21 protein-coding genes are annotated in these 20821 nt (G+C 60.4%); 15 read left to right on the top strand and 6 right to left on the bottom strand.

Features of this window, described 5'->3' with window-relative positions; translation table 11 throughout:
- Window positions 1–186: 186 nt before the first annotated feature.
- From pcaF to P0D73_RS27415, 12 genes are all read left to right on the top strand, one after another.
- Window positions 187–1389 (top strand): 3-oxoadipyl-CoA thiolase, encoded by a 1203-nt coding sequence (gene pcaF / locus P0D73_RS27470; RefSeq protein WP_408433507.1) that lies wholly within the window; start codon window positions 187–189, stop codon window positions 1387–1389.
- Between the two features lie 38 nt (window positions 1390–1427).
- On the top strand, window positions 1428–1691 hold the full coding sequence (locus tag P0D73_RS27465) for a hypothetical protein (RefSeq protein ID WP_408179683.1): 264 nt from the start codon (window positions 1428–1430) through the stop codon (window positions 1689–1691).
- Between the two features lie 96 nt (window positions 1692–1787).
- Window positions 1788–2699: a LysR family transcriptional regulator gene (locus P0D73_RS27460; RefSeq protein ID WP_408316255.1), complete on the top strand. Its 912-nt coding sequence runs from the start codon at window positions 1788–1790 to the stop codon at window positions 2697–2699.
- A 221-nt stretch (window positions 2700–2920) separates the two neighbouring features.
- Complete coding sequence (locus tag P0D73_RS27455) at window positions 2921–3112, top strand: hypothetical protein (protein WP_408316253.1); 192 nt, start codon at window positions 2921–2923, stop codon at window positions 3110–3112.
- A 46-nt stretch (window positions 3113–3158) separates the two neighbouring features.
- Window positions 3159–4340, top strand: a complete 1182-nt coding sequence (locus P0D73_RS27450; RefSeq protein ID WP_408316251.1) for an acetyl-CoA C-acyltransferase — start codon at window positions 3159–3161, stop codon at window positions 4338–4340.
- 13 nt (window positions 4341–4353) lie between these two features.
- Complete coding sequence (locus P0D73_RS27445) at window positions 4354–5562, top strand: acyl-CoA dehydrogenase family protein (RefSeq protein ID WP_408316249.1); 1209 nt, start codon at window positions 4354–4356, stop codon at window positions 5560–5562.
- Between the two features lie 10 nt (window positions 5563–5572).
- A complete protein-coding gene (locus tag P0D73_RS27440; protein ID WP_408433504.1) occupies window positions 5573–6715 on the top strand; it encodes an acyl-CoA dehydrogenase family protein in 1143 nt (380 codons plus the stop codon).
- Window positions 6708–7520 carry an oxepin-CoA hydrolase, alternative type gene (locus P0D73_RS27435; protein ID WP_408316245.1) on the top strand — a complete coding sequence of 271 codons (813 nt, stop codon included), beginning with the start codon at window positions 6708–6710 and terminating at the stop codon, window positions 7518–7520. Before P0D73_RS27440 ends, P0D73_RS27435 begins: the two co-directional genes overlap by 8 nt.
- Window positions 7521–7563: 43 nt before the next feature.
- Window positions 7564–8772, top strand: coding sequence for a CaiB/BaiF CoA transferase family protein (locus tag P0D73_RS27430; RefSeq protein ID WP_408179670.1), 1209 nt, complete (start codon window positions 7564–7566; stop codon window positions 8770–8772).
- A gap of 36 nt (window positions 8773–8808) precedes the next feature.
- Window positions 8809–9795 (top strand): NAD(P)H-dependent flavin oxidoreductase, encoded by a 987-nt coding sequence (locus P0D73_RS27425; protein ID WP_408316243.1) that lies wholly within the window; start codon window positions 8809–8811, stop codon window positions 9793–9795.
- 215 nt (window positions 9796–10010) lie between these two features.
- Entirely contained in the window at window positions 10011–10331 is a 321-nt protein-coding gene (locus P0D73_RS27420; protein WP_408316241.1) for a DUF485 domain-containing protein, read from the top strand.
- Window positions 10331–12016, top strand: a complete 1686-nt coding sequence (locus tag P0D73_RS27415) for a cation acetate symporter (protein ID WP_408316239.1) — start codon at window positions 10331–10333, stop codon at window positions 12014–12016. The genes P0D73_RS27420 and P0D73_RS27415 overlap by 1 nt, the downstream gene beginning before the upstream one ends.
- Window positions 12017–12201: 185 nt before the next feature.
- On the opposite strand, the gene P0D73_RS27410 is transcribed toward P0D73_RS27415, so the two are convergent.
- A complete protein-coding gene (locus P0D73_RS27410) occupies window positions 12202–12636 on the bottom strand; it encodes a PaaI family thioesterase (protein WP_408433501.1) in 435 nt (144 codons plus the stop codon).
- Between P0D73_RS27410 and P0D73_RS27405 the strand changes: the two genes are divergently transcribed.
- Window positions 12545–12955 (top strand): hypothetical protein, encoded by a 411-nt coding sequence (locus tag P0D73_RS27405; RefSeq protein ID WP_408316274.1) that lies wholly within the window; start codon window positions 12545–12547, stop codon window positions 12953–12955. The genes P0D73_RS27410 and P0D73_RS27405 overlap by 92 nt on opposite strands.
- 323 nt (window positions 12956–13278) lie before the next feature.
- Here the strand turns inward: P0D73_RS27405 and actP are convergent, their stop codons facing one another.
- Both actP and P0D73_RS27395 read right to left on the bottom strand, forming a co-directional pair.
- Window positions 13279–14961: a cation/acetate symporter ActP gene (gene actP, locus P0D73_RS27400; RefSeq protein WP_408316235.1), complete on the bottom strand. Its 1683-nt coding sequence runs from the start codon at window positions 14959–14961 to the stop codon at window positions 13279–13281.
- Window positions 14958–15281 carry a DUF485 domain-containing protein gene (locus tag P0D73_RS27395; RefSeq protein ID WP_408316233.1) on the bottom strand — a complete coding sequence of 108 codons (324 nt, stop codon included), beginning with the start codon at window positions 15279–15281 and terminating at the stop codon, window positions 14958–14960. Before P0D73_RS27395 ends, actP begins: the two co-directional genes overlap by 4 nt.
- Here P0D73_RS27395 and P0D73_RS27390 point away from each other — a divergent pair.
- Window positions 15280–15513 carry a hypothetical protein gene (locus P0D73_RS27390; protein ID WP_408316231.1) on the top strand — a complete coding sequence of 78 codons (234 nt, stop codon included), beginning with the start codon at window positions 15280–15282 and terminating at the stop codon, window positions 15511–15513. The genes P0D73_RS27395 and P0D73_RS27390 overlap by 2 nt on opposite strands.
- Window positions 15514–15519: 6 nt before the next feature.
- On the opposite strand, the gene P0D73_RS27385 is transcribed toward P0D73_RS27390, so the two are convergent.
- The 3 genes from P0D73_RS27385 to P0D73_RS27375 all read right to left on the bottom strand — a co-directional run bounded on the left by P0D73_RS27385 (window position 15520) and on the right by P0D73_RS27375 (window position 18948).
- Complete coding sequence (locus P0D73_RS27385; RefSeq protein WP_408316230.1) at window positions 15520–16725, bottom strand: acyl-CoA dehydrogenase family protein; 1206 nt, start codon at window positions 16723–16725, stop codon at window positions 15520–15522.
- A 13-nt stretch (window positions 16726–16738) separates the two neighbouring features.
- Window positions 16739–17920 (bottom strand): acetyl-CoA C-acyltransferase, encoded by a 1182-nt coding sequence (locus tag P0D73_RS27380; RefSeq protein WP_408316228.1) that lies wholly within the window; start codon window positions 17918–17920, stop codon window positions 16739–16741.
- Window positions 17921–18213: 293 nt separating this feature from the next.
- The gene (locus P0D73_RS27375; RefSeq protein ID WP_408316272.1) at window positions 18214–18948 is read right to left on the bottom strand and encodes an SDR family oxidoreductase; all 735 of its coding nucleotides are present in this window, start codon (window positions 18946–18948) and stop codon (window positions 18214–18216) included.
- A 178-nt stretch (window positions 18949–19126) separates the two neighbouring features.
- Here P0D73_RS27375 and P0D73_RS27370 point away from each other — a divergent pair, with 178 nt between their 5' ends.
- Window positions 19127–20695 (top strand): class I adenylate-forming enzyme family protein, encoded by a 1569-nt coding sequence (locus P0D73_RS27370; protein ID WP_408316226.1) that lies wholly within the window; start codon window positions 19127–19129, stop codon window positions 20693–20695.
- Window positions 20696–20821: the final 126 nt, after the last annotated feature.

Raw genomic sequence — 20821 nt, 5'->3', positions numbered from 1 at the left:
AGACTATGGCTTGGTCGGAGACCTGTTTGCAGTCGTGCCAGATTTCGTAGCAACTACCTGAAGCAAGCTCGCTTCAAACTCGCGTACAGCGGGAAAAACGGCGAAACAATTCGGGACTTTTGCTGGCAAAAGATTGAAACTGAAGGAGCCACGGAGCTCCTGTAACCTCAAATTGGAGAAGGCAGTATGAGCGAGGCTCTTCTGTGCGATGCGATTCGCACGCCGATCGGCCGCTATGCGGGTTCACTGTCGTCGGTGCGCGCCGACGATCTGGGCGCGGTGCCACTCAAGGCGCTAATGGAGCGCAACAAGGAAGTCGATTGGAGCGCCATCGACGACGTCATCTACGGCTGCGCGAACCAGGCGGGCGAGGATAACCGCAACGTCGCGCGCATGTCGCTGCTGCTGGCGGGCTTGCCCAAGGAGGTGGCGGGCACCACGGTGAACCGTCTGTGCGGCTCGGGCATGGACGCTATCGGCATTGCGGCGCGCGCGATCAAGTCGGGCGAGGCCGGGCTGATGGTGGCGGGCGGCGTGGAAAGCATGAGCCGCGCGCCCTTCGTGATGGGCAAGGCGACGAGCGCGTTTTCGCGTCAGGCCGACATCTACGACACGACCATCGGCTGGCGTTTCATCAATCCGCTGATGAAGAAAATGTACGGCGTCGATTCGATGCCGGAAACGGGCGAAAACGTCGCAACCGACTACAACATCAGCCGCGCCGATCAGGATGCATTCGCGCTGCGCAGCCAGCAGAAGGCCGCGCGTGCGCAGCAGAACGGCACGCTCGCTCAGGAAATCGTTTCGGTGACGATTCCGCAAAAGAAGGGCGATGCGATCGTCGTCTCCAAGGACGAGCATCCGCGCGAAACGAGTCTCGAGACGCTGGCAAAGCTAAAGGGCGTCGTGCGTCCTGACGGCACGGTGACAGCAGGCAACGCGTCCGGCGTCAACGATGGCGCGGCGGCCTTGCTGCTGGCAAGCGAAGAGACCGCGAAGCGCTATGGCCTGACACCGCGCGCGCGTGTGCTGGGCATGGCGACGGCCGGCGTCGATCCGCGCGTGATGGGTATCGGCCCTGCGCCCGCGACGCAAAAGTTGCTCATGCGCCTGAACATGAGCATCAACCAATTCGATGTGATCGAACTGAACGAAGCGTTCGCGTCGCAAGGCCTCGCGGTGTTGCGCGCGCTGGGTGTCGCGGATGACGATGCACGCGTCAATGCGAACGGCGGCGCCATTGCGTTGGGCCATCCGCTCGGCATGAGCGGTGCGCGACTGGTCACGACGGCGATGTATCAGCTGCAGCGTACGCAGGGACGCTTTGCACTTTGCACCATGTGCATCGGGGTCGGGCAGGGAATTGCGATCGCAATCGAGCGCCTGTAAGCGTGGCCACGTGCACGAGCGAGGTGGTCGTGAATGCAATGACAAACTTCGAGTTGCGCCGGCTCATGGCCGCAGCGTCCGCGAATCAGGAAGATGCTGACCTGTGGCGGATGTTCTCCAGTCTCTACGACGAGCGTCGCATCCGCTGGTGCAATTCTGCGCGAGGTTGGCTCGTATCAATCGACAATCGTCATCTCGCCACCGAAGCCAGCTTCGATCAGGCGATCCGGTTCGCGATTGCGCGATTTCTCAAGGTCCGGACTGGCACCAGGTCAGCAAGTGCGCGGGGTTCGCTCACGTGAACAGCGCCGATAGTGAATTCGGGCGGAGGTAGCAGTGCAGGATCGCTTTCTCGTTTCGGAGTTCCGAATTCTCCAGTTTTGGTTAATCGACGCACCATGGACCTGAACCTGATCGGCTTGTTCATCGAGATCGTCGAATCGCATAGCCTCAGCGCCGCCGCGCGCAAGGTTGGTATGACGCGCTCGAACATCAGCCAGCGGCTCAAGCTGTTGGAACGCGAAACGGGCGCGCAGTTGCTGCGCCGTTCGACACGGAATTTCGAACTGACGCAAGCCGGGCGTACGCTGTACGACTGTGGCCTGCGCATGCTGGAAGACCTGAGCACGGCTCGCGCGTCGATTGACAGCCTCGGGCGAACCTTGAGCGGTCGCGTTCGCATCAGCGTGCCGACAGGCTTCGGCAGGATGTTCATCGGATCGAAGCTGCTCGAATTCGCGCGGATGCATCCGAGCATCACACTCAATGTCACGTTCAACAACCGGATCGAAGATCTGATCGCTGCGGAAGTCGACGTCGCGTTGAGGATCACGGCGACGCCACCGTTGGACTGCGTGGCGCGCAACATCTGCTCGATTGACTGGAACCTCTATGCGTCGGCCGGCTATCTCGAGAAGCATGGTCCGATTGACTGTCCGGCGGATCTCGAAGCGCAGACGCTGGTCGCGTCGCCTTACCCAGAGCGGCGGGTCACGATGACGCTCACGCACCGGCAGGACGACGCCGATGTCCACACCATCACGATGCAGCCTGCGCTGCAGTCGTCCGACTATCCGTTTCTGGCGGAAGCGGTGAGTCAGGGCATGGGTGTCGGGCTGTTGCCGGCCTATGTGCCGTATGCGCCCAAGTGCCGCGAACTGTTGCGGATCCTGCCGCAGTACCGCGTCGCCGGCTTGCAGAACACGCTGTATATCGTGACGCTCCCCAATCGTTTTCCGTCGCCGGCGACGCAGGCCCTGATCGACTATCTGCGAGCCGAAATCGTCTCACTCGCGCAAACCTGGGCCTGAAAACAGGGCCTAAAACAGGGCATTTCTCCTGTTCCGCGCTCGGGTCATCCGAACCCGCCATCCCCCGCCACGTATCGTCAATATCGAGCTTTCACTGGCTAAGTCTTGCCGGCGCTACACCGTCAATTTTCAGTTAACAGTTCGTCAATTGCCAGTTGGATTGTCAATGCAGTTGCTGCGTTTCACAATGACCCAACACGAATTACATGGAGACAAGGGCAATGACCCTCAAAGCGACCGGCGTCGCGCTCAGGCAAGCCGTATTGCTGATCGACGCGAGGCGCACCTTCATCGGCGGCGCCGACATCCGCGAGTTCAAGCAACACGACCCGGTCTTCTGGCAACCGTCGCCGCTCATCGTCGATCTCGTCAAGCGCCGCGCCACACTGGCGAGCCTCGATCGTTCCGCCTGATCCGCTCAACCCGTCAAATACCCGTTTCAAATTCAGGATTCAGACCATGCGCGAAGCTGTCATTGTTTCCACCGCACGCACGCCGCTGACCAAGGCGCATCGCGGCGAATTCAACATCACACCCGGCCCCACGCTCGCATCGTTTGCCGTGCGCGCCGCCGTCGAACGCTCGGGCATCGACCCGCAACTGATCGAGGACGCGATCCTTGGCTGCGGCTATCCGGAAGGTACGACCGGCCGCAACATCGCACGCCAGACCGTGATCCGCGCGGGGTTGCCGCTGTCGATCGCGGGCACCACCGTGAACCGCTTCTGCGCTTCCGGGCTTCAGGCAATCGCGATGGCCGCCGGCCGCATCGTCGCCGACGGTGCACCGGCGATGATCGCCGGCGGCGTCGAAAGCATCTCCGGCATCCGTACCCGCGAAGACGGTGTGAGCGGGCTCGACCCATGGATCGTGGAACACAAGCCGTCGCTCTACATGACGATGATCGACACCGCCGACATCGTGGCTCAGCGCTACGGGATCAGCCGGGAAGAGCAGGACCGTTTTTCGGTGGAAAGCCAGCGGCGCACCGCGCAAGCACAGCTCGCCGGCCGCTACGCCGACGAGATCGTGCCGGTCACGACCGCGATGGCCGTGACCGACAAGGAGACGGGCGCCGTCAGCCAGCGAGAGGTGACGGTCTCGGCCGACACCTGCAATCGCCCCGGTACGACGTATGAGGCGCTCGCGAAGCTTGCGCCTGTCAAGGGCCCGGAAAAGTACATCACGGCGGGCAACTCGTCGCAGAACGCCGATGGCGCTTCTGCCTGCGTGATGATGGAAGCGAAGGCCGCCGAACGCGCGAACCTCGCTCCGCTCGGCGCGTTTCGCGGTCTGGCGGTGGCGGGCTGCGAGCCGGATGAAATGGGCATCGGTCCGGTGCTCGCCGTGCCGAAGCTGCTCGCGCGTCATGGGCTCACGGTGAACGACATTGGCCTGTGGGAGCTCAACGAAGCGTTCGCATCGCAGGCGCTCTATTGCCAGCGGCGTCTCGAGATTCCGGCCGAGCGTCTGAACGTGAACGGCGGCGCGATTTCCATCGGGCATCCGTTCGGCATGACCGGCTCGCGTCTCGCGGGACACGTCCTCATCGAAGGACGGCGGCGCGGCGTGAAGTATGCCGTCGTCACGATGTGCATGGCCGGCGGCATGGGTGCCGCGGGGCTTTTCGAAATCTATTGAGAGACACGAGGTCATGGATCTGAACTTCACCCCCGAGGAGGAAGCCTTTCGCGAGCGCGTCGTGCGCTTTCTGAAGGAAAAACTGCCGGCGAGGCTCTCCGACAAGGTTCGCAGCGGCTGGCGCCTCACGCGTAGCGACATGGAAGAATGGCACGCGATCCTGAACGAACAGGGCTGGTTCGCGAGTCACTGGCCGGAACAGTATGGCGGTCCAGGCTGGAACGCCGTGCAGAAGTTCATCTTCGAGAACGAATGCGCGCTGGCGGCCGCACCGCGCATCTTGCCGTTCGGCGTGAACATGCTCGGACCCGTGCTCATCAGGTATGGCAGCGAAGCGCAGCAGCGCTACTGGCTGCCGCGCATACTCGATGGCTCCGACTGGTGGTGCCAGGGCTATTCCGAACCGGGTTCGGGTTCGGACCTCGCGTCCGTAAAGACGACTGCGGTGCGCGGCATCGATGCGCAAGGCGAGCACTACATCGTCAACGGCCAGAAGACGTGGACCACGCTCGGTCAGCACGCGAACATGATCTTCTGCCTCGTGCGCACGGCATCCGATGTGCGCAAACAGGAGGGCATCAGCTTTCTGCTCGTGGACATGAACGCACCGGGCGTCGAGGTGCGTCCGATCATCACGCTCGAAGGCGAGCACGAGATCAACGAGGTGTTCTTCACCGATGTGCGTGTGCCGGCGGCCAATCTCGTCGGTGAGGAGAACAAGGGCTGGACGGTCGCGAAATATCTGCTGACCTATGAGCGCACGAACATCGCGGGCGTCGGCTTCTCGGTCGCGGCGCTGGCGCGATTGCGCCGGGTCGCGGGAAAGGTCACGCGCAATGGCGCACCGCTTGCCGACGATCCATTGTTTGCGGCGCGCCTCGCTCGCGTCGAGGTCGACCTCGAAAACATGAAGACGACCAATCTGCGTGTGATCGCCGCGGTGGCGGGCGGCGGCGTGCCGGGTGCGGAAAGCTCGATGCTCAAGATTCGCGGCACCGAGATCCGCCAGGAGATCTCGTCGCTGATGCGTCGCGCGGTGGGACCGTATGCGCAGCCCTTCATCGAAGACGCGCTGCACGAGGGCTATGACGAGGCAAGCGTCGGTCCCGAGGAAGCCGCGAGCGCAGCCACGCTCTATTTCAACAACCGCAAGCTGTCGATCTTCGGCGGCTCCAACGAAATCCAGAAGAACATCATCTCGAAGATGATCCTGGGACTGTAAGAGGATCGCGATGAATTTCCAGCATACCGAAGACCGCCGCATGCTGGCGGATACGCTGAACCGCTTCGTGAGCGAGCAGTATGGCTTCGCTACGCGTGACACGCTCGCGCACAGCGACTCGGGTTTCAGCCGCGAACTGTGGGTCCGTTTCGCGGAACTGGGCATCGTCGGCGCGCTTTTCAAGGAGACCGACGGTGGATATGGCGGCGATGGCTTCGATATCGCCGTCGTGTTTGAGAGCCTCGGGCGGGGACTCGTGGTCGAGCCGTTCCTCGGTGCGCTGGTGGTCGGACACGCGCTTGCCCATACAGGCAGCGAGGCGCAGAAGGCGCTCATCGCGAGTCTGGTCGAGGGGCGTGCCGTGGCGGCGCTCGCACATGACGAACCCGGCTCGCACTACGAACTGACGAAGGTGTCGACGCGCGCCGTGCGTGGCTCGAACGGCTGGGTGCTGACGGGGGCCAAGACCGTCGTGCAGCAGGGCGCGGAGGCCGACTTCTTCCTCGTCTCGGCGCGTACGAGCGGTGTGGCAGACGCCGAAGCGGGAATCTCGCTCTTTGTCGTTCCGCGCGAGACGGTGGGCCTCGATGTGCGCGGCTATCGGAAGATCGACGGCGGACGGGCCGCCGAAATCTGTCTGAACGAAGTGTGCCTCCCCGACGACGCGTTGCTCGGCGAACGGGACACGGCATTCGCGAGGCTCGAATTCTGCATCGGCGCCGGCGTGCTGGCGTTATGCGCGGAGGCCGTGGGCGCGATGGATGTCGCGAAAGACCACACGCTCGAGTATCTGCGCACGCACAAGCAGTTCGGCGTCGCGATCGGCAGCTTCCAGGCGCTGCAGCACCGCATGGCTGACCTGCTGCTGGAAATCGAGCAGGCCCGCTCCGCCGTCATCAACGCCGCCGCCGCGCTTGGCGCGGGCCGCGTTGAGCGCGAACGCGCGCTGTCAGCGGCGAAGTACACGATCGGGCACATCGGCACTCGCGTTGCCGAGGAATGCATCCAGATGCACGGCGGCATCGGCATGACGTGGGAGCTGCCGCTTGCGCACTACGCGAAGCGCCTTGTGATGATCGATCATCAGCTCGGCGACGAAGATCACCATCTCGAACGCTATATCACACTGGGAAGGAGTGAGCGCCATGAATGAACCTGTCCTTGTGCATCGCGACGGCGCGGTGCAACTGCTGTCGTTGAACAACCCGGCCGCGCGCAACGCGCTCACGCCCGAGGTGTACACGGCGCTACCGGCTGCGCTCGAACAGGCGCAGCGCGATCCCGATGTCGGCGCAGTCGTACTGACGGGTGTGGGTGGAGCTTTCTGCGCAGGCGGCGATCTGAAACGCCTCGCGCAGCGGCGCGCCATGACGCCGCCCGAACGGCGCGCGGGCATCGAAGGCATGCACGACATGATTCGCGCCATTCGCGACTGCAGCAAGCCTGTGATCGCGGCAGTCGAGGGAGCGGCGGCCGGCGCGGGCCTGTCGATCGCACTGGCGTGTGACATGCTGGTCGCCGCGCGCAATGCGTCGTTCTCGGTGGCGTACATCAAGGTCGGCCTTTCGCCCGATGGCGGCGCGACCGCGTTTCTGTCCGGGTTCGTCTCCCGGCAACTGCTGACCGAATTGTGCCTAACGGGCAGGCCTGTCACGGGCGAACGCATGCAGACGCTCGGCGTTGTGAATCGCCTCGTCGAGCCAGGCAGAGCACTCACGGAGGCCATCGCCATGGCACAGTCGGTTGCGGCCGGCCCCGAACGCGCGGCCGCCCGGATCAAGAGCCTGTGCCGCCACGCCGGTGAGAACACGCTCGAAGCGCAACTGGACCTTGAAGCCCAGTACATGGCGGAGTCGCTCGGTGACGACGAGGCTGCTGAAGGCATTGACGCCTTCTTCGACAAACGCCCCGCTGATTTCCCGGCGTTGCGTCGCGCGCGGGCCGTGCCTTCCCAATAGACGTGGCGCGCTCGTCATCATCCCTTTTCACTCCGGATTTGCCATGTCGAACCTGAATTGTTCTCTCCCGCTCGCCGGCGTTCGCGTTCTGGATCTGTCCCGCGTGCTTGCCGGACCCTGGTGCGCCATGGTGCTCGGCGATCTCGGCGCCGAAATCATCAAGGTCGAGCATCCAAAGCGCGGTGACGACACGCGCGACTGGGGAGTGCGCGTCGGCACGACCGAGACGGCTTACTTCAATAGTGTCAACCGCAACAAGCGCTCGGTGTGTCTCGACCTGCAAACCGCCGAGGGCCAGCAGATCGCCTGCGAACTGGCACAGCAAAGCGATGTCGTGATCCAGAACTTCAAGTTCGGCGGTGCGGAAAAGCTCGGCCTTGGCTATGACCAGCTCAAGGAAGGACACGAAGATCTCATCTATTGTTCGATCTCCGGCTACGATCGCCGCGGACCGGAAGCGGCACGTCCCGGCTACGATCTCGTCATTCAGGGCGAGGCTGGGTTGATGGCGCTCAACGGGGAAGCCGATCGGCCGCCGCTCAAGTTCGGTGTGGCCGCCGTCGACCTGTTCACCGGGATGTACTCCGCCCAGGCGGTGCTCGCCGCGCTCTACGAGCGCCAGAAAACCGGCAAGGGACGGCACATCGAAATGGCGCTCTTCGACTGCGGCCTGATGATCACCGCGTACTACGGCCTGGAGGCGCTGATCATGGGTGAGGACCCGCCGCGCTACGGCAATTCGCATCCTTCGATCATGCCCTACGGCGTATTCGACGCAGAAGATGGGCCGCTCGTCATCGCGGTCGGCAACAATCGGCAGTACGAGCGCTTCTGCCGCGAGGTGATCGAACGCCCCGATCTTTTCGAAGACGAGCGTTTCCGCACGAATATCTCCCGCACGGCCAACCGCGAGGTGCTCGCGCCCGAACTCAAGCGCGAGATCGGCAAAAGAAAACGCCAGGATCTGCTCGAGCACCTGACGCAAGCCTGCATTCCCTGTGGCGAAGTTGCCGGCCTTCACGATGCGCTCACCTCAACGCGCGCGGCAGAGGCCGGGCTTGTGACGAGTTACGCGCATCCCGAGGCCGGCAGCACGCCCGTGCTCGCTCCGCCTTATCGCTTCGACGGCGCGCGCCTGCCTGTGAGAAACGCTCCGCCGCAACTCGGGGAAGGCACGAACGATGTTCTCCAGTCGTTGCTCGGACTGTCCCACGAACGACTTTCACAACTGAAGGCCGACGGCGTCGTCTGACGCTGCATTGGGCCTGACTTCTTAGGGGATCGTTGCATGAGCCAGATCGCTTTTTCCAATGGCGTCACCAGACTGTTCGGTACACGCCTGCCCATCGTCGCCGGCGGCCTGATGTGGCTCGCCGATGCGGACTATGTCGCCGCCGCGTCGCGCGCCGGCATCATCGGCTTCATCACGGCCGCGAGCTTTCCGGAGCCGCGCGCACTGCGCGCGGAGATCCGGCGCTGTCGCGACCTGTGCGAAGGCGGCCCGTTCGGCGTCAACGTTTCGATGCTGCCGAAGCTCGTCCCGGGCGAGAAGACGCTGGAAGTGTTCGAGCTCATCGTCGAAGAGGGCGTTAAGTTCGTCGAAACTTCCGGGCGCAGTCCGGAGGCATTCATGCCGCTGCTGAGGCAGGCCGGCATCAAGGTGCTCCACAAGGTTCCGGCAGTACGGTTCGCAGTCAAGGCGGCCTCGATCGGCGTCGATGCCGTCGCGATCGTCGGAGCCGAATGCGGCGGACATCCGGGACTCGACATGGTGGGATCGTTCGTCAACGCCGCGTGGGCCGAAAGCCACCTGGACATTCCTTACCTCATCGGTGGCGGCATCGGCCGCGGCTCGCAACTCGCCGCGGCGCTCGCGATGGGCGCTTCAGGCGTAATCGTCGGCACGCGCTTCGCCGTGGCCGAGGAGATCTGGGCACATGCCGATTACAAGCGGCGGCTGGTGGAAGCCGGGCCGACCGACACGGAATTGTGCATGCAGTCCCTGCGCAATACCGTGCGCACGCTGCGCAACGAGACGACGGCCGTTGTGAAGGAGATCGAGGCACAGAACCCGAATGCGACCATTCAGGACCTGATGCCGATGGTTGCCGGCAAGCTCGGCCGCAACGCATACGTCACGGGCGACTGGTCGAAGGGGCTGCTTTCTGCCGGGCAGTCGCTCGCGTTCGTCGACCGTATCGAACCGCTTGCCGACATCGTCCGCCGCTTCGAGAGTGACATGCGGCAGGCGCTGGCGCGGGTAGCGATCGCCTGATCGGGTTCATGGACGCCGCACGTGTCGTGCCGGCGTCAGTCATGCAGTCATGCAGTCACGCGGCGCGAGGCGATATTCCCCTCGCCAGCCGAACACCGTCCCCCATCCATAACAAGCGCTGTTGAAAGCAGCCCGTCAAGCAGTTGCATCGAGCTACCGAAGCTCATTCCATTCGTCGTCAAAGACGTCAGCAGACAACAGGCAGGAGACAACCCATGCAGCATGTCCACATCGATTCAATCAAGGCGAGCCCCGCGTACCAGCGGCTCATCACGTCACGTCGCCGTTTCAGCTTCACGTTGACAGCGCTGATGATCATCACGTACTACGGCTTTATCCTGTTCGTCGCCCTCGCACCTCAAGTGCTGGCCCATCCGCTGTATGCCGGAGCCACGACGAGTATCGGCATCGTCGTGGGCGTCGGCATCATCCTGATCGCGGTTGGAATGACCGGCTGGTACGTGCTGCGCGCGAACCGCACACTCGATCCTTCAATGAGCGCGCTTCTCGCCAGTGCAGGGAAGGAGAGCCATTGATGAAACTCGTTCGCTTCCTCTCCTGTGCGAGCCTTGCCTCCATGGCCGCGCTCGCTCACGCCTCCTCCGTCGAAGGCCCGGTGCCGGATCATGTCGAGCTGAATCCCGTCGCAATCGGCATGTTCCTCTTATTCGTACTTGTCACGCTCGGCATTACGCGCTGGGCGTCGCGCAGGACCCGCACGACAAAGGACTTCTACAGCGCGGGTGGCGGCATCTCCGGCTTTCAGAACGGGCTCGCCATTGCCGGGGACTACATGTCCGCAGCCTCGTTCCTGGGCCTCTCCGGCATGGTGTTCGTGTTCGGATTCGATGGCCTGATCTATTCGATCGGTTTTCTGGTCGGCTGGCCGTTTGTGATGTTCCTGCTCGCCGAGCCCTTGCGCAATCTCGGTAAGTTTACGTTCGTCGACGTGGTCGCCTACCGGTTCGAGCAGGCACCGATTCGCCTCCTGACTGCCAGCACGTCGCTCGTCGTCGTGGTCTTCTATCTGGTCGTGCAGATGGTCGGTGCGGGCAAGCTGATCCAGTTGTTGTTCGGGTTGCAGTACTGGATCGCGGAAGTCGTCGTCGGCGTGCTGATGGTGATCTACGTGTTCTTTGGGGGCATGACGGCGACCACCTGGGTGCAGATCATCAAAGCCGTGCTCCTGCTATGCGGCGCGACGTTCATGGCCGTCACCGCGCTCGCGCAATTTGGCTTCAATCCCGACGAGATGTTTCGACGCGCGGTCGACGTCCATCCCGGCTCACTCAGCATCATGGGCCCCGGCAAACTGCTGAAGGATCCGCTCAACGCACTTTCGCTTGGCATCGCGCTGATGTTCGGCACCGCAGGGTTCCCCCATATCCTGATGCGCTTCTTCACAGTGCCCAGCGCGAAGGAGGCGCGCAAGTCCGTGTTCGTCGCCACCGGGCTTATCGGGTATTTCTATCTGCTGACCTTCGTGATTGGCTTCTCCGCGATCGCACTGCTTGCGCAGCATCCCGAGTTCTTCAAGGCTGCCGTCGACGGGCATTTCAATCTCACGCGCGACCTCGTCGGCGGCTCGAACATGGTTGCCGTCAAGCTGGCGCAGGCGGTGGGCGGCAACCTCTTCTACGGCTTCATCGCCGCCGTGACGTTCGCGACGATCCTGGCGGTGGTCGCGGGCCTTACGCTCTCCGGGGCGACCACGGTTTCACACGATCTTTACGCATGCTGGCTCGCGCGCGGTAAAGTCAACGAAGCTCACGAAATGCGCATGTCACGTCTCGCGACACTGATACTGAGCGTCGTCGCGATCGGACTTGGCATTCTCTTCGAGCACGTCAATGTGGCGTTCCTGGTCGGTCTCGTGGCGGCCGTCGCTGCAAGTGCGAATTTTCCGGTGCTGGTGTCGTCGATTTTCTGGCGCGGCATGACGACCTGCGGCGCGGTGGTGGGCGGCAGTCTCGGGCTGACTTCCGCAGTGCTGCTGACACTGTTTTCGAAATCAGTATGGGTCGACGTGCTGCATCGGGCACATGCGCTGGTGTCCCTCGACAACCCCGCACTGATTTCGGTGCCGCTCGCGTTCGCGGGCATCTGGGTCTTCTCGATGCTGGATCGCGGCGCGCGTGCGCAGCGAGAGCGGCAAGCGTTTGCGCTGCAGGAATTTTATGGGCAGACGGGCATGCTGTCGGCGAAGGCAGTCGATCACTGAACACCGTTCGCGCGGACAACCGCGAAGCATGCTTTCGCGGCTCGCACACGCGAGCCGCGCCACGTTTCGTATGACTGGAAACGCGACTGATTACCGGTGCCCGGGGATACGACGGCGGACGTTGCGAATGCTTTTGTGGCTACGGCACGAGCGTTTGGATCGCAGTTCGGTGATCAGTCACCGGTTCAACCTCTCTTCAAAAAGCAAGTCGCCGTTGCCGTCGCGAGAAGTTTCCCGTCGAGGGATTTCAACGTACCTTCCGAGGTTGCGATGTTCCTCGAGACGTGGACCGTGCGGCCTTCCGTCACGACGTCCTGATCGCGCGGCACAGGCCGCAGCATTTTCACTTGCAGGTCGATCGTGCCGTAACCGACGCCGGCCTCCAAGATCGAGTGCACGGCGCAACCCGTCACGGAATCGAGTACGGTTGCGGCGAAGCCGCCGTGCACGCCGCCAAGTGGATTCAGATGCTGGCTGCCGGCGCGCGCTGTCATCTTCACATATCCAGGGTCGACCTCTGTGAACCACATGGGAATCGTCTCCGCCATCGAAGACCGCGGCAAGTCGCCTGACACGGCGGCGCGCAGCAATTCAAGACCGCTCATTTCCAACGGATTCATCCTTTCCTCTCCTGATTTTGTTCAAACGAGCGCCAACACGATGGTTGTCCGCGCGTTCGCAATCCGTACCGTCCTACTGTCGAACGACTTTCGTGAAATCCGGCCGGCGCTTCTGCGCAAACGCCGTGAAGGGTTCTTTCGCTTCGGCGCTTGCAAGTCGTTCCATGTGACGGCCGGTGCACCACTACCTGATAGCTCAACTTTGAATTCTGGGGTCGTCAACTTGCCTGCCAAAATTCGCGGCGTCGAGAGGTGCCTCCTCTGGAACGCCATCGCGCTTAAACGTTCGCATGCGAAGTATAAACCTATTCGCATTTGAAGCGCATTTGTGAAAGTCAACGAGCCGTCAACTGAAACTTGACATCAACGCGGCTGCGGCACTTCGCGAGGTTGAAGGAGCGACTGGTGTTTGGCGCGCTCGCGGAGCAACAGTCATGTCCAGCATCGCTGGCATATAGCGGCCAAGAGCAAGTCGGCAGTCAGACAGGCAAACCGATGGGTTCTTCGCGACACTGGCGACGCCCGCAACCACGTTTAAGTTCGGCCGCGAGGCGTCATGGATAGGCCCCAATGCACGCTGAGATGGGTCACTGTTAGCGAGGCGCCGTACAGGCGCTGGCCTGCACAGCGTCTTGCGCTACATCAGTGACTGGTGGCCTCCATAGGTGAAATGCCTGTCTGGGAGATGAACTCCTGCGCGTCGAAGGCGGCAATTTCCTTTTTGGCGCGGGCAGTGCGGTCGAGCTTCGAGAAGACAAATATGCCTGCGAAGGCGAGCGGCACGGAAAAAAGAGAAGGATTGTCTAGACTGATGGGCGCGGTGGCATGTTGCATGACATCAACCCATACCGGTTTGGACAGGATTGTCAAAACCACGGCCGAGACAAGGCCGAGTAGGCCGCCAAGCACGGCGCCTAGCGTGGTTGTGCCTCGCCAGAATATTGAACAGAGAAGAACGGGGCAATTGGCGCTGGCGGCAATCGCTGCTCCCATGCTGACGATAAACGCGACATTCACGTGCTCAAAAGGAATGCCCAAGCCTACTGCGACCATCGTTAGTGCGACAGTTGATATGCGAGATATCTGCATCTCCCGGCGATCGGACTGTTTCCCGCGAGCTATGCACGAAGAATATAGATCGTGCGACACGGTTGCCGCGCCGGCCAATGTCAGACCCGCTACCACGGCGAGTATGGTCGCAAAAGTCACAGCGGCAATGAAGCCGTAAAAGACACTTCCTCCGACCGCCTTGGCAAGGTTAACGGCGACCATGTTTGTTCCCCCGATAAGGTCTCGGGTGAGCAGAAACTGACCGGTCGAACCAATTTTGAAGAATTCTGGATGTTGGGAGAGAAGGGCGATCGCAGAAAAACCGATGACAAAGGTGAGAAGGTAAAAATATCCAATAAAGCCCGTCGCGAAGAATACCGACTTTCTTGCTTCTGCCGCGTCACGAACGGTGAAGAAACGCATCAGGATATGAGGAAATCCCGCTGGACCGAGCATGCCGGCTATGCCGAGCGATAGTGCGTTTAGTGGCTCGTGCATGAGGTGTCCTGGCCCCATGATCGCTTCCGAGTGCGGATGGGCGTGAATCGCCGCGGTGAACATCGCCTCTGGACTGAAACCAAATTGAGCAAGAGAGGCTACCGCCATGAACGTTACGCCAAAAAGAAGGAGGCCAGCCTTGATTATCTGTACCCATGTAGTTGCGGTCATCCCTCCAAATGAAACGTACGTGACCATCAATATGCCGACGATCACTTCGGCAATCCAGTACGGTAGATGAAAAAGCAACTCGATTAGCTTGCCCGCGCCGACCATCTGCACGATCAGAAAAAAGACGACGACTACGAGCGAAGTACACGAGGTAAGCAACCGTATTGGAACCTGTTGCAACCGGTGTGCGACCACGTCCACAAAGGTGAACTTGCCTAGGTTTCTCAGCGGTTCGGCGAGCAGAAACATGAGGAATGGCCATCCGACAAGAAAACTGATGGCGTAGATAAGGCCATCAAGGCCAAACGCGAAAACCATGCCGGAAAGGCCCAGGAAGGACGCAGCGGACATGAAGTCGCCCGCCATCGCGAGCCCATTCTGTAGCCCGGTAATGTTGCCGGCGCCTGTATAGAAAGCGCGCGTCGATGTATTTCGACGGGCGGCCCAACGTGTAATTGCGAGAGTCACACATACGAACAGGAAGAACATCGAAATGGCGATAGGGTTCAGCGTCGCTCCGTGGACAGCGGAAGCGTTCCCCTCGGCGGCCTGAACGCAAGCTGGAACACAGAGAGCGAGAAGCGGAATGTGTAATGTCGGTTTCATTCTGCGTGCGCTCCGCCGGATTTCTGCAAGACGCGTTTCATACTGGGGTCGAGGACGCGGGTCACGACAAGCGCGTACCATCCGGTCAGACTGACAGCAGTCACAATGACGATTACACCGGCAACGATGCCGATGCTGGTGGAAGCGCCGTGGTAGATCGGCCGTGCCAAAAAGCGAGGCGCAGCGGCCACGAGAACGATGAATCCGTAATAAGTCAGTGTCATCAGTCCGGCAAAAGTGAAGCTAAAGCGGCGCTTGGCTCTTACAAGCGCCCGATAGTCTCCACTTTTCCGTATTGCGTCTATTAGGATCTGCTGCATGGATGTCTCCTTTCTGCCTCTGGTAATCGCCCTTTTGGCGTATGTCGGCCTACTTCTGCTGATCAACCGTCTTGTGCCAGCGACGGACTTGTTATATTGGTTGCACGCCGCGGCAATTTGTTTGATAACTGGCGTCGAACTCAACCACTTCCCTCAAGCGCAATGTTCTTGGGAGATGATGGCTTTCGTCGCCGAGTTGATGATCAATCATCATGCTCAAATTTCATCCTGATCTTCCTCAGAGACCAAGAATGGATCTGGAAATAATGTTCTTTTGAATCTCATTCGAACCGCCATAGATCGAGAGCTTCCGATTGTTCAGGTATAGCGGGGTGACGGAAGAGGTTCCTGCAGGACCGACACCCAAAACGTCATCGCCGTGCAGTGCCTCCTCGATATAGGGGAGCGCATACGGTCCCAACGCTCTGCGCATCAGCGAAGAGATCTCCTGTCGTATCTCGGTGCTTTTGATTTTGAGCATCGAGCTTTCCGCTCCCGGGGCACCGCCGGACGTCGCAGCGGCAATGACGCGAAGATTGGTGGTCTTCATGTTTTCAAGTTCAATCTCGACACGCGCGACACGAGCAGCGAAATACGGATCTTCGATGAGGGGACGTCCTCGGAGAGTCTGGCTTTTGGCAATCCGTTTGAGCCGATCGAGCAGGGCGACGGACAGGCCGACACCCGCGATATTGGTTCGCTCGTAGGTGAGCAGATACTTGGCGTATGTCCAGCCTTTGTCTTCTTCTCCAATGAGGTTTTCGGCAGGCACTCTTACGTCACTGAAGAACACCTCATTGACCTCGTGTTCACCATCAAGAGTGATAATGGGGCGGACATCTACGCCTTCCGACTCCATATCGATCAGCAGGAAACTGATTCCCTCCTGCTTGCGGACTTCCGAGCAAGTTCGAACGAGGCAAAAGATCTTGTTGGCATAGTGTCCAAGCGTGGTCCATGTCTTTTGCCCGTTGACGACATAGTGTTCGCCCCGAGAGTCGATCTGGCGTACTGCGCTTGTCCGGACCGACGCCAGATCAGAGCCGGACCCCGGCTCAGAATAGCCTTGGCACCACCAATCGGATCCGTCGAGTATCCTGGGCAGCCAACGGTGTTTTTGCTGTTCCGTCCCGTACTTGATGACAACTGGTGCGAGCATGTTCACCCCAAATGGGACGATGCGAGGCGCACCAGCAAGCGCGCATTCGGTCTCGAAGATGTATTTCTCGGTAGGTGTCCACCCGGTGCCCCCGTATTCGATGGGCCAGTGAGCGGCCAGCCAGCCTTTGGCATTCAGGATGCAATGCCAATCGTGGAGATCGGCACGAGTCAGTCTAATTCCGTTGCGTACCTTGTTTGATATGTGTGCAGGCAAACTGCTTTGCAAGAAAGCTTGCACGTCAGAGCGGAAGCGGTTTTCCTCTGCGCTAAATTCGAGGTCCATTTGCTCGGGCCCCTCAAAAGATCTCAAAGAGCGCCGCCGCACCCATGCCACCGGCAATACACATTGTGACTACGGCATATTTCACGCCGCGTCTGCGTCCTTCAAGGAGAACATGGCCGGCCAGGCGTGCACCTGTCATTCCGAATGGATGGCCGAGGGCAATTGCACCTCCATCGACATTGAGGCGCTCAGCTGGGATGCCGAGTTTTTCCTGGCAATAAATCGCCTGTGATGCGAATGCCTCGTTCAGTTCCCAAAGTCCTATGTCATCGACCTTGAGATTGTGTCGATCAAGCAGCTTCGGCACGGCCAACGTGGGTCCGATGCCCATCTCATCAGGCTCGCAGCCGGCGACAACCATACCTCTGAACGCACCGAGGGGATCGACGTTTGCCCGTTCGGCATCCTTCGCGTTCATCAGTACACACGCGGACGCACCGTCAGATAGTTGAGAGGAGTTCCCGGCTGTCACGAATCGGTCCGGGCCTTTTACCGGCTCGAGCCGCGAAAGGCCTTCGAACGTGGTGTCAGGCCGGTTGCATGTGTCTTCGTCGATCGTGACTTCTTTCAGCGTGACGACGCCTGTGTTTTTATCCTTGACCGCCATCGTGGTGGTAACGGCGATGATCTCTTCCTTGTATCTGCCTTCAGCCTGAGCCCGCATAGTCTTCTGCTGGCTTGCGAGGGAGAATCGGTCTTGCGCTTCGCGGCTGATGCCGTAGCGCTTTGCGACGACGTCACCCGTATCGATCATCGCCATGTAGAGATCAGGCTTATGCTCCGCGATCCATGGATCGAGGTGTTTGTCGGCGTCTTCGCGAGTCTGGATTCCAGTTATGCTTTCTACGCCTCCGGCGATAACCGCTTGTGCGCCATCTACGACAATACGTGCGGCCGCCGTGCCGATTGCCTGAAGTCCCGAGGCGCAAAAGCGGTTTATGGTTGTCCCAGCAATGGACAGAGGAAGGCCTGCCCGCACGACAGTCTGGCGGGCTACATTGCGCCCGGTGATGCCCTCTGGATACCCGCAGCCGAGAATGGTGTCTTCGATCAGGGACGGGTCGACGCCTGAGCGGTCTACGGCTGCTCGAACGGCCCATGCAGCAAGGGTCGGCCCATGTGTCCGGTTGAATTCTCCACGGTGAGATTTTGCAAGCGGAGTTCGGGCGGTGGAAACAATAACGGCTTCACGCATATATATTTCTTCAGAAGGAAGTAGGTCTTTAATCGTTCAAGCAGGAGAAGCCTGGTCCTTGATCTGCTAGCTGGACGAGAAGCGGAGAACCGCCCTTACGGAGGGTTGGTCTCCGCGAACCGGATGGCATCCAGAAGCTCTGCACGGACCCGGATGCTCAGTGCGTTCAGAGGTGGACTGCTGATCGCTGCGACGAGGACTGATCCATTCAGCCGCCGGATTAAGGATTGGTCAGGGGCGTTGAGGAAGGTGGCGGATTGGCAAATCGCCGCGCAAGTCAGGCTCCGATGCGCTCACCACGATTCCATCCAGGGCCGAATGTCGAGTTCATGGGTCCACGCATCGCGTGGCTGTTGATGCAGCATCCAGTAGGTGTCGGCAATATGTTCGGGATTGACAATGCCGTCGACTTCCTTGAGTTTGTAACGATCGGGGAAGCTCTCGCGAATGAATTCCGTGTCGATGGCGCCGTCGACAATCAACTGTGCAACATGTAATCCTTTAGGTGCCAATTCCTTGGCCATCGACTGGGCCAACGCGCGCAACGCGTGCTTCGCGCCAGAAAACGCTGCGTAACCGGCTCGGCCGCGCAAACTCGCAGTGGCGCCAGTGAAGAAAATGGATCCTCTTTCACGGGGCAACATCACTTTTGCCGCTTCCCGGCCCATCAGGAAGCCGGCAAAACACGCCATCTCCCAAACTTTCTGATACACGCGAGCAGTGGTGTCCGTAATGTCGAATTTGACGTTCGCGCCGATGTTGAAAATTGCGGCTTCGACTGGAGCAATGTTCGCTTCGATTTCCTCAAACAGGGAAACCATCGCCTCTTCTTTTCGTGCGTCTGACCCGAAGGCGTACGCCTCACCGCCCTCCGAGCGAATCTGTTCGACAAGGGGTGTGAGTTTCTCCGGATGTCGGCGGGTCACGCACGCGATGTAACCCTCGCGCGCAAAACGACGTGCGATTGCTCCGCCGGTCGCGTCGCCGGCCCCGATCACCACCACAGCCTTTTTGGATGTTGCCATCATGTCTCCCGATATTGAACCGCAATGCAGAATGACGAACTGCATTGCAATCCATTATCGGAACGCATTCTGAGAAAGTCAAAGATTTTGTGTGCTGATGAAGCGACAAAATTTGCTTGGTTGAACTGCTATGCAGTATAGTAGACCGCAGAGCGATACAAAAGTGACTCGGAGACACCGGATGACTGTCCTGCTGAACGGGCGCCCGCTACGGCGCATTCACAATGTGATCGACCCATGGGTCAGCGCGAGTCCGGATGCGCCCGCCTTGATCGACCGGACTGCCAGTCTTACTTACAGGCAGCTGCATGAGGCAGTCGAAGGGGCTGCGCAACGCTTGGGCGAGCTCGGCGTGCGACCGGGTGATCGCGTACTCGTTGTTTGCGAGAACTGCGTCGCGGTAGGCGTGCTCCTGCTGGCGCTGAGCCGGCTTGATGCGTGGGCTGTCGTGGTCAATGCGCGTCTGTCACCCCGGGAGATCGATACATTCGCTGAGCATTCGGGTGCGAGGCGTGTCATCTATACGCCTGACGTTTCTCTTGAAGCCGGGGCGCATGCCCGGCGGGTTGGAGCAAAGGAAGAATTCTGGCCGCTGACAGGCCGTCTAAATATCGGGCCGCTGAACGAGCCGGCTGTAGCAGAGCAAACACACACCGATCCCGCGGAACAGGTCGCGGTGATGATTTACACATCCGGCACCTCAGGCAGCCCGAAGGGTGTCATGTTGACGCACTCAAACCTCTTATTCATATCGGAGGTTGCGCGATCCGTCAGGCTCCTGTCGCCGCAAGATACGGTGTATGGCGTCTTGCCCATGGCGCATGTGGTGGGACTCTCATCGCAACTTCTGGGGGCGCTTGCTTGCGGTAGCAAGTTGTTCATCGAGTCGCGCTACTCGGCGGAGGCGCTGGCCGACGCGATACTGAAGCGCGGCGCGACGGTCTTCGTCGGTGTTCCTGCGATGTTTTCGAAGTTGCTTGAATGGTCGCGCGCGAATGGCGTAGATATAAGTCGCCATCAGCTACGTTCAGTCGGTGCGGCAGGATCGCCTCTTACTCCAGAGCTCAAAGCGCAGATCGAGGCGGCCATGCAGACAACCCTGCAAAACAGCTACGGGCTGACAGAAACCTCACCGACCATTTGCCAGACACTGTTGCTGTCCGCCCCGCGGAACGACTGTTCCGTTGGACCACCGGTACCGGGCGTCGAGGTTCGTATGATGGGAAGTGACGGCCGCGATGTTGCCCGTGGCGAAGTTGGCGAACTGTGGGTGCGCGGACCCAATGTAATGAAAGGCTATTACCGCGCATCGGACCTGACGGCAGAGTCGATTCAGGATGGTTGGTTCAATACCCGCGACCTCGCTAGACAGGGCGAGGACGGCGGTGTCTTCATCATGGGCCGTACCCGCGAATTGATCATCCGCTCAGGATTCAACGTTTTTCCAGTTGAAGTCGAGCAGGCGATAAATTCCTATCCGGGCGTGGTTCAATCCGCAGTCATTGGCCGCCCCGCCGAAGGAAACGAACAGGTTATTGCTTACGTAGAGCCCGAAGCCAATGTCTACGTTGACACCGACGATCTGGACAGATGGGTTCGGCAGCAACTTGCACCGTACAAGGTGCCAGCGGAAATTCACGTGATAGAGAAGCTCCCTGCCGCGCCGACTGGGAAAGTGCTAAAAGGCAATCTCCGCGAGCTTGACGTGTTGCGAAGCGCGGAGCGCCGCGCGACGCATCCTGGTGGCTGACAGTGAAGCTGACAAGGCCGCTTCTTCGTACTAGACGCGTGGTATCGTGTCGCGGCTCGCGGCGCCGACCAGGGTGCCCGGGCTGCTGCAAAGTGTGTTGTGCGACGCAGCAATCGTGACAATCCT

This window comes from Paraburkholderia sp. RL18-101-BIB-B (assembly GCF_046026985.1).
GTDB lineage: Bacteria > Pseudomonadota > Gammaproteobacteria > Burkholderiales > Burkholderiaceae > Paraburkholderia.
This window is presented reverse-complemented; position numbering and strand designations above follow the sequence as displayed.